We start from the raw sequence: 6,645 nt of genomic DNA, 5'->3' as shown, positions 1-6,645 counted from the left end.
CGCGCGAGCAAGTGGAAACTGCGTTGGCCGAATTTGGGTTGTCGTTTGAGTCTGTTCATCAAGAAATCGCCGCGCTACAATGGCTGCGTGTGGAAAGCGGCGTCAGCGTTTCCTTCGATGAGGATGGGCGGTTAGCGTCCGTTTCTACTCTCTCCTAAACGCCGAGGTTTACCGGGCGGGGAACCTTTGGTATATTCCAAACGTCAGGATAGGCGTCGCAGGGATCGCGGCCCGGCTGTCGAGGATGATAGCCGACTGATGAAAAAATTGGAGTAAGTAAAATGAATAGTCAATGGAAGAAGCTTTTTGCGCCCGCCGTGGCGCTGAGTGTTTTGGCGGCGGGCGCGCCGGCGATGGCGCAAAATAGCGATGACGCCCTTTCTGTCGTCGTGAATGGCTCGCCAGTGAATTTTAGCGGACAGGGTCCGGTGCAGAGCGGCCGGCGCGTACTGGTGCCGCTGCGTGGAGTTTTGGAGAAACTGGGCGCGTATGTCAGTTATGACAGCGCGGCTCAGGAAGTGCGCGCCGTGCGCAACCAGCAGAATATCGTCCTGCCGATCGGTGGATATACGGCGCAGGTTGATGGGAATCCCGTCAAGCTGGATGTTCCGGCCAAAGTGCTGAACGGATCGACCATGGTGCCGCTGCGGTTTGTCGCCGAGGCGCTCGGCGCGTCGGTCAATTACGCGGCTGGAACGCGGACGGTCAACATCGACGCGGGCGGCTCTGGTGGCGATCGACCCACAATGCCGCGTCCTCCTCGGGGAGACGATAACGACGGCGGCGGCACAGCCGGGAATGTGGATGCGGCTGCCTACCGCGCGGCGCTGAATCAGGGCCGCAGAGACAAGGCGGCGGGACTACCCAGCGGATACCGTCCCGCATTCCAGACATACATCGCGCGGCAGAAGGTCGAGTTCGAACGCGGCTACCGCAGCGGAACCGGCGACGCCCGCCGCGATCCGACCAGCATTCCGCGCCCCGCACCGCGTCCAACGGCGACCGATGACGCCTCCACGGCCGGTTACAAGCAGGGCCAGCGCGACTTCCTCACCAAGATGACGCCCGACGCCAGCCGCACATGGCCGGACTACTCCGCGCAAGCCGAAGCGAACTATCGCGCCGGATACCGCGCCGGACGCCGCTCGACGGATTAAAAGAAGTCCGCAGGTTAAAATAGGCCGTTGGGCGTTCATAAGCCAACGGATAAGAAGCCAGCGAATGAATTCGCGCCTATAAGTACAGTCACCTGCCTTCGCAGGTTCAAATTTAAGAGCCTACGGCAAAAATAACATATGCCTACGGCGCTTGGTCTGAACCCGCGAAGGCGGGTGACCGTACTTATAGGCGCGAATTCATTCGCCGGGCATCCTTCATTCGCCGGTCCTCTTACGCGGGCCGATTGCGCCATTATTACGTCAAATTGCATCTTCGCTGGTTTCTTCACATTCGCCGTTCATCGATTGTTATCTCTTCCATCCCCCTCACTCAATCTTCAAGTGTGTCACCGTAATCTCTCCGCCGCTCATCTCCACGGCGCGCTCCGCGACGAACCAGCGATGGCATTCGCGCGCGTCGGCTTCGTAGCACATCAGGCAGCAGCGTTCTTGGGAAATGCGCGCGACGAGCGCTTCCATGGCTTCGTCTTGTGTCGCGAGATGTTCCAGAAAACCAATGCGAAATGCTTCGGCGTCGTGGTCGATCTTGCGCTGGTAGCGGATGTCGCGCGGGGTGCCGAGGGCGCGAATATGGGCGTACTGCATGCCGTAGTCCTTGGCGGCGAGGCCGAGGGCGGTTTTGGACAGGCCGGGCTTGCGGCTTTGCGGCAGTTCGCGAATATCCAGCAGGGTCTGTACGTCGTGATAGAGCAGCGTCTGGAAGAGCGAGGGCTGGGCGGCGCCCTCGTAGCCGATGGTGTAAAGTTCTGGCATTGCTTTATGAATTGCTTGGAAGGTTAATTTTGTGAGAGCGAGCGAGGTCCGCATCGTGCCATCAGGACGCAAATGTCATCGCGGAAGACACCCTGGGCGAAATCGCCCGCGCCGGCGACAATTCTTTGCGCGGATTCGGAAAGCGTCAGGTCTGCGGGAAGGGATGTCAGCAACCGAATCAGTCCTGCGGTTCCCAGCAGATCGAGCCGCGTTACCCCCGCTTCGGAGAGGCCGTCGGTGTAAAGCAGGAGCGTATCGTGTTTGTCGAATGTGACGGTCCGCGTGGTGTAACGCGCTTGTTCCGCGACGCCGAGTGGCGGGCCGCATGGGTCTAGGGTCTCCAGAGCGCCGTCGGACCGGCGCAGCAGGCCTGGTTCGTGGCCGCACGAAACATAAGTCAGCGTATGGGTGGCGATGTCGTACACAGAGCAGAAGACGGTGACATATCCGGTCAGCAGATCATGGTTAGTAAGAATAGCGTTCAGGTCCGTAATGGCGACGTCCAGCGGCGTGTCTTGATACAGCACGGTGCGCAGCATGTTGCGCACCGTGGCGAGCTGAGCCGCCGCCGCCAGTCCTTTGCCGGAGACATCGCCGATCACCAGCGCGTAGCATTCGGAATTGAGCGCAAAGACATCGTAGAAGTCGCCGCCGACCGATGCTTCCTCCAGCGCGGGCTTGATGAACGGCGCAATCTCAAGACCCGGGATTGTGTCCGGAGCCTGCGGCTGCAGGGCCTCCTGAAGCGCGGTCGCGATCCGTCGCTCGCGCTGCTGCTCGCGCGCTTCCTCCACGGCGCTGCGGGTCTGCAGCGCGATCGCTTCCACTAGCGCAATTTCGGCCGATGTCCATTCGCGCGCTGTGTCCGCCATCGCGATCGTCAGGGTCGCGGCAAGCCGCCCCGCGTCGTAGATCGGTACGGCCAGCGCGGCGCGCACGCGTAGGCGCTTCATCGCCGCCAGAAGCGGCGCGGGAAAGGACCATGTCTCCACATCGTTAACGACCAGTGTCTGTCCGCTGGGATGATAATCTTCGGGGTTGACTTTATAGTCCGAAATCTTGTATGTGCCGGCGAGCGAAGGGAGCCCTTCGCGCCGAAAATCCTGCCCGATCCAGCGCGTATCCGCCGCCATATCGTAAAACGAGAAGTAGCAGCGGTCAGCGCCCAGCATCTCCCCCAGAGCGTATGCGCTCGCCTGCTGGATGCCATCAGGATCACGCGCCGTCCGCACGGCTTTGCCGATCGTATTCTGGAGCGATTCGTAATTGGCGTGCGCGCGCAGCTCCTGCTCCGCGTTCTTGCGCGAGGTAATATCGAGGCATACCCCTTCCATGCGGGTGGGGCTCCCCAAGTCGTCGTAAAAACCGAAGCCCTTGACGGAGTGCCAACGCATACTGTCGTCGGACCAGACCATACGCAGCTCGATATCGAACTCGACTCTGTCGCGCAATGCGGTGTCGATGGCTTCCTGAACTATTCTTCGATCGCCGGGATGAACCCATTCCAGGAAGTCTTCCAAAGTCAGAGTTTCGTCTTCGCTCCGTCCCATCATTTCTCGCATTGAGTGCGACTGGGACAGTGAGTTCGCGAGGATATCCCAGCGCCAGGTTCCGACATGGGTAGCTTCCAGGGTGCGCCGCAGACGCTCTTCGCTTTCCTTGAGATCGCGCTCATGTTCGCGAGCAGTTGTGAGATCGCGCAAATACGCGGTGAAGATGGTATCGCCCTCAATCTCCACCGGCGTGATGGTGAGCTCGGCGGGAAACTCGGCGCCGCCCTTCCGCATTGCGGAGACTTCAATGCGGCGTCCCAGAATCGGGCCCTCGCCGGTCGCGAAGTAATGCGCGAAGCCTTTCGCGTGTGAGTCGCGCAGAGAGGGGGGGATCAAGACATCCGCGATCTGTTTTCCGAGGACATCATTGAGTGTGTACCCAAAGGTACGCTCGGCGGCGGGATTGAATTCCTGGATGCGTCCGTGGCTGTCGATCGTGATGATGCAGTCCAGCGCGACATGCAGAATGGCGGCGTGGCGAGCCTCGGCTCGGCGCAGCTGTGCGAGCGTGGAGACGTCTTGTTGGTTATCGAGTGGGCGGGCGTTAATGAGTGTATCCCTCTCGTGCTTAAGCAGCTGGCGGCGACAGGGTCGATCGTGACGTCTTCCCGTTGGGCATACAATTACGGCTTATTTTACCATGGTCGCCCAGCAATCTTCTATAAAAATTTCAATTACGCGCAGCCAATAAATCTGCGGCGCGAAACCAATCAACCGCGTTCGTAAGCCCCTAAAATCTGGCGGGCGAGAGTGAAGAACGCCTCATTGCCATGAATGTGACGCCCCTTGCCGCGATGTCCCTTGCCCTTGCCATGGCGCCCATGGGCTTTCGCCTTTTTCACAGCCTTGCGTTTCACCGTATGTTTAGGCTTAATAGTTGTGGCGCGCGCCGCCGCGCGCGTCGCCATGGATGCGCTGGTTACGATGGGCGGGACGGAACCGCCGGTCGGAGCGATGCGCGTTGCGGGCGCCGCAGCAGTCGGCTTGTTCAGTGTCAGGCTTGCGCGATGGGGCGATGGCTTCGCGGCCCTGGGCAGATGCGCCGCGCCGATGCTGAGCGCTCCCAATAAAGCGGCTGCTGCTGCGGCCGTCGGCCAGGGCTTCAGGCGGCTCCCCGTCGCCAGGGCGGCCCAGGATTTGAACGAACGATGCGGCGGAAGCGTCCGCGCCCAGATTGTTTCCGGCTCCGCCGCCACCGTATCAGCTTCGGAAGCAGCGTCTAACGATCCCTGAAAGGCGCTCGCCAGCATGCTTGGCGTGGCGAAACGCCGCTCGGGGTCTTTGTCCAGAGCGCGGTCAACAGTCTTTTGTATCGGCGCCGGGAGGTCCGCGATCGGCGGCGGATCTTCATGCGTCACCTGATACATAACGGATGGAATGGTGGCGCCTTCGAACGGCCGGCGTCCCGCGAGCATCTGGTAGATCAATACGCCCAGCGCCCAGGTGTCCGAGGCCGCGCTGGCGTCCTCGCCCCGGCACTGTTCGGGCGACATATAAGCGGGAGTCCCGACAAACGATCCGGCCTGAGTCAGTATCGTCTCGTCGATCTGCCGCGCGATCCCGAAGTCCATCAGCTTAATCCGTCCGCCCGGCAGGATCATCACGTTGCCCGGCTTGATGTCCCGGTGCAGCATTCCTGCGGCGTGGACGGCGTCCAAAGCGCTCGCTAATTGGTCCGCGGTCTTCGACGCCTCCTCGGGAGCCATCGGGCCGCGTCCCAGCCGCTGATGCAGTGTCTCCCCATCCAGAAACTCCATCACCAGATACAGCAGATCGCCTTCTGACCCCACATCGTGCATCGTGACGATATTTGGGTGCGACAGACTTCCGGCGGCGCGGGCTTCGCGCATCAGCCGATGCGTCGTCTCTTCGCGCTGCTCTGCCGACAGATACGACGGCAGCCGGACGACTTTGACAGCCACCCGCCGCCCGATCCGCGTGTCGCGCGCCTCATAAACCGTGGCTACGCCCCCGCGTCCGGCCTCGCGCGTCAATTCATAAGGCCCAATCCGTGAGCCTGCCCCGTCAAGCGGGACTTTGTCTTCCGTGAAAGCAGTCATATTGAGGGATTTACCCAGGGAGGCGGGTGGGGAAACAGAAGGCCAATTAGGAAGCCCCTCCGCCCCAGAATTGGGGCGGAGGGGCGAATACCCACATGAATTGGGCGGAGGGATAACTTCTCTGGTTATCAGATGGGATTAAACGGGGACGCCTCCACGAACCGCCAGCGCAGCGGGGCAGCGCCGTCGATCTCTACGACGCCAGCGATATGAAATTCAATCACCCGCTGCGCACCCACAAATGGGGCGCGGGACGCTTCGTCCCACAGCACGCGCGCTTCGCCTGTGATCTGCAGTGTATCTCCCGATTCAAAGTCCACGAATAGGAGACCCGCGCTGGGGTCTGCCGCCAAATTGCCCAGCGTGTTGAACATGTTGTTGCCGGCGTAGTCGGGAAACAGCAGTGTCACGGGATCACGCGTGAGAACGAATCCCGGCGCGCCGCCGCGATGCGAGGCGTCCGCTCCGGCGACAGGGTGGCGCGTGGCGATGAAGAACGTGTCGGTTCGCCCGATCCACTCGCGCTGCGATTCCGTCAGCCGCTCGCCGCGCCAAACTCGATGAGATGCTTCTTGCCCCGCGCCGGTCCGCTCCCAAGTTCTCACCTGGATATACTTAGGGCAGTTGGCGTACGCTTCATGGACGCTGATGACAAGATCCCCATGCGGCGTTTCGGTAAGCCGCCCATTCACGCGCATTCGCCGCCGCGTGGCTGGTTCGATCGCCAGCAGTCCGGCCTCCGTTCCGTCCCGCCAGACATCCTCCAGCGGATCACCCGGCGTAAGGCGCGCGTCGATCTCCACCGTACTCCCATGCGGCGACCGCAGAAATCCCGGTTCGCCCGTGAGCAGCGACGCCCACACGCGCCCATCTCCATCTCTCGCGCCGACAATCGCCATCGGCTGCCGGACCAAGAAATCCCGCGCCGCCTCCGGCATCTCCGAATGAATGCTCGGCCCGACCCGCTCCGCCGCGCGCCGCACGCCCGCCTGAGTCTGCACGGCGATCTCGCCTTCGTGGAATTGAGTTGTCATTTGATTTCTCCGCTGGCGTGTTGTTGGACCTGTGTGACCCAGCTAGCCCTCATCCCCAACCGGATAT

At 61.5% G+C, this 6,645-nt stretch carries 6 protein-coding genes; 2 read left to right on the top strand and 4 right to left on the bottom strand.

Annotated features, from left to right (window positions below; all coding sequences use genetic code 11):
- Positions 1-281 precede the first annotated feature (281 nt).
- A complete protein-coding gene (locus ABIZ35_RS03170; RefSeq protein ID WP_348218420.1) occupies positions 282-1,157 on the top strand; it encodes a copper amine oxidase N-terminal domain-containing protein in 876 nt (291 codons plus the stop codon).
- A 327-nt stretch (positions 1,158-1,484) separates the two neighbouring features.
- Here ABIZ35_RS03170 and ABIZ35_RS03165 read toward each other — a convergent pair whose 3' ends face one another.
- The gene (locus tag ABIZ35_RS03165; RefSeq protein ID WP_348218419.1) at positions 1,485-1,931 is read right to left on the bottom strand and encodes a DUF488 domain-containing protein; all 447 of its coding nucleotides are present in this window, start codon (positions 1,929-1,931) and stop codon (positions 1,485-1,487) included.
- 23 nt (positions 1,932-1,954) lie between these two features.
- Positions 1,955-3,919 (bottom strand): SpoIIE family protein phosphatase, encoded by a 1,965-nt coding sequence (locus tag ABIZ35_RS03160; RefSeq protein ID WP_348218421.1) that lies wholly within the window; start codon positions 3,917-3,919, stop codon positions 1,955-1,957.
- Between ABIZ35_RS03160 and ABIZ35_RS03155 the strand changes: the two genes are divergently transcribed.
- Entirely contained in the window at positions 3,908-4,210 is a 303-nt protein-coding gene (locus tag ABIZ35_RS03155; protein WP_348218418.1) for a hypothetical protein, read from the top strand. The genes ABIZ35_RS03160 and ABIZ35_RS03155 overlap by 12 nt on opposite strands.
- On the opposite strand, the gene ABIZ35_RS03150 is transcribed toward ABIZ35_RS03155, so the two are convergent.
- Positions 4,195-5,544 (bottom strand): serine/threonine-protein kinase, encoded by a 1,350-nt coding sequence (locus ABIZ35_RS03150; RefSeq protein WP_348218417.1) that lies wholly within the window; start codon positions 5,542-5,544, stop codon positions 4,195-4,197. The genes ABIZ35_RS03155 and ABIZ35_RS03150 overlap by 16 nt on opposite strands.
- Positions 5,545-5,672: 128 nt before the next feature.
- Positions 5,673-6,578 carry a pyridoxamine 5'-phosphate oxidase family protein gene (locus ABIZ35_RS03145; RefSeq protein WP_348218416.1) on the bottom strand — a complete coding sequence of 302 codons (906 nt, stop codon included), beginning with the start codon at positions 6,576-6,578 and terminating at the stop codon, positions 5,673-5,675.
- Positions 6,579-6,645 lie beyond the last annotated feature (67 nt).

It is taken from the genome of Capsulimonas sp. (assembly GCF_039929585.1).
Lineage (GTDB): Bacteria > Armatimonadota > Armatimonadia > Armatimonadales > Capsulimonadaceae > Capsulimonas.
Note: the sequence above shows the minus strand (reverse complement) of the source record. Positions and strands in the feature narration are given on the sequence as shown.